Origin of the sequence: Acidisphaera rubrifaciens HS-AP3 (assembly GCF_000964365.1) — a bacterium.
GTDB lineage: Bacteria > Pseudomonadota > Alphaproteobacteria > Acetobacterales > Acetobacteraceae > Acidisphaera > Acidisphaera rubrifaciens.
Genome location: NZ_BANB01000254.1, coordinates 1 through 1819, shown reverse-complemented (window position 1 = coordinate 1819; position 1819 = coordinate 1). Strand labels below are relative to the sequence as shown.

General features: G+C 73.2%; 1 protein-coding gene. It reads left to right on the top strand.

From position 1 onward, the window contains the following. The first annotated feature begins 217 nt into the window (after nt 1-217). Nucleotides 218-1804 (top strand): GMC family oxidoreductase, encoded by a 1587-nt coding sequence (locus tag B8460_RS08650; RefSeq protein WP_048861190.1) that lies wholly within the window; start codon nt 218-220, stop codon nt 1802-1804. Nucleotides 1805-1819: the final 15 nt, after the last annotated feature.

Below are 1819 nucleotides of genomic sequence, written 5' to 3'. Positions count from 1 at the left end.
GAGGGGGAGCGGCGGGCCGGCGCCTGGGCCGCGCGCCACGCGCTCGCCATCGCCGATTACCCGACGCCGCCCGACCCGTTCCTCAACGTCAACACGCCCGAGGACGTCGCGGCGGCGGAGGCGGCTTTGCGCTGATGACCGCTGGCTGACGACCGCTGCATCATCCTTGCATGGCGGGCGGCCACAGGCGCGGCGCATCGGGGAGACACGGCCCAACATGAACGACACCATCATCGTCGGCGGCGGGTCGGCGGGCTGCGTGCTGGCCAACCGGCTGTCGGCCGATCCGGGGCGGCGGGTGCTGCTGCTGGAGGCGGGGCGGGCGGCGCCGCTCGATTCCGACATCCCGGCGAACTGGCCGATGATGTTCAACACCGGCGTCGACTGGGGCTATCACACCGAGCCGCAGCCGGGGTGCCGCATGCGGCGCATCTTCTGGCCGCGCGGGCGGATGCTCGGCGGGTCCGGCTCGCTCAACGCGATGATCTACATTCGCGGGCTGCCGTCCGATTATGACGGGTGGGCGGCGTCGGGGTGTCCGGGCTGGGCGTGGGACGACGTGCTGCCGGTGTTCCTGCGCTCGGAGGACAACCGGCGCCTCGGCAACGGGAGGCTGCACCGCACGGGCGGCGAGCTTGTGGTCTCCGACGTGCCGTTTGTCGATCCGGCCGAGCGGCTGTGGCACGCGGCCGCGCAGCAGGCGGGGCTGCCGCCGAACGACGATTTCAACGGCGAGCGGCAGGAGGGCGTGGGCTGGTTCCAGCTCACGGTGCGCGGCGGCGAGCGCCACGGCACCGCCAAGGCGTATCTGCGGCCGGCGCTCGACCGGCCGAACCTGACGGTGCTGACGGGCGTGACGACGACGCGCGTCCTGATCGAGCGGGGACGGGCGACGGGCGTCGAATACCTGCGCCATGGCCGGCCGGAGGTCGCGCACGCGGCCGCCGAGGTGGTGCTGTGCGCCGGGGCGATCGGGTCGCCGCATCTGCTGATGCTGTCGGGCATCGGACCCGCCGACGCGCTGCGCGCGGCCGGGGTCGATCCGGTGCACGACCTGCCGGGCGTGGGGCAGGATCTGCAGGACCACATCAACGTGCCGATCACCTATGCGCTGAAAAGCCGGGCGGGGATCGGCGGCATGAGCGATGCCGAGATCGGCGCCGCGACGCAGGAATGGCTCGCCTCGCGGACCGGGCCGATGACGTCGTGCTGGGTCGCCGCCGGCGGCTTCGCGCGCAGCCGGCCGGAGGTCGCGGAGCCGGATTTGCAGCTCTATGGCGTGATCTCCGGCCATCGCGACCATGCGCGCTATCTGGCGGCGGGGCCGGGGATCACCCTGCACGCGACGTTGCAGCGGCCGGACAGCCGCGGCGTCCTGAGCCTGCGCTCGGCCGATCCGCTGGAGCATCCGCGCATCGATCCGCGCTATTTCGTCAGCGACGCGGACGGGTCGGACCTCGCGACCCTGATCGACGGCGTGCGCCTCAACCGGCGCATCGCGTCGCAGCCGGCGCTGTCGGACCTGATCGCGCACGAGATCACGCCGAGCGCGGAGGCGCAGGACGACGCGGCGCTGGCGCAGTTCGTCCGCGGCCACTGCACGACGCTGTATCACCCCACCAGCACCTGCCGGATGGGCAGCGACGCGGGCGCGGTGGTCGATCCGGCGCTGCGTGTGCGCGGCATCGACGGGCTGCGCGTCGCCGATGCGTCGGTGTTTCCGCGCATGGTGTCGGGCAACACCAACGCGCCGACGATCATGGTGGCGGAGCGGGCGGCGACGCTGATCGCCGGCACCGCCTAGGGCCGCGCGGCACAC

Coding starts and splice junctions, on each gene's coding strand:
- B8460_RS08650 (WP_048861190.1), top strand. CDS start 218: ATGAACGACACCATCATCGTCGGCGGCGGGTCGGCGGGCTGCGTGCTG.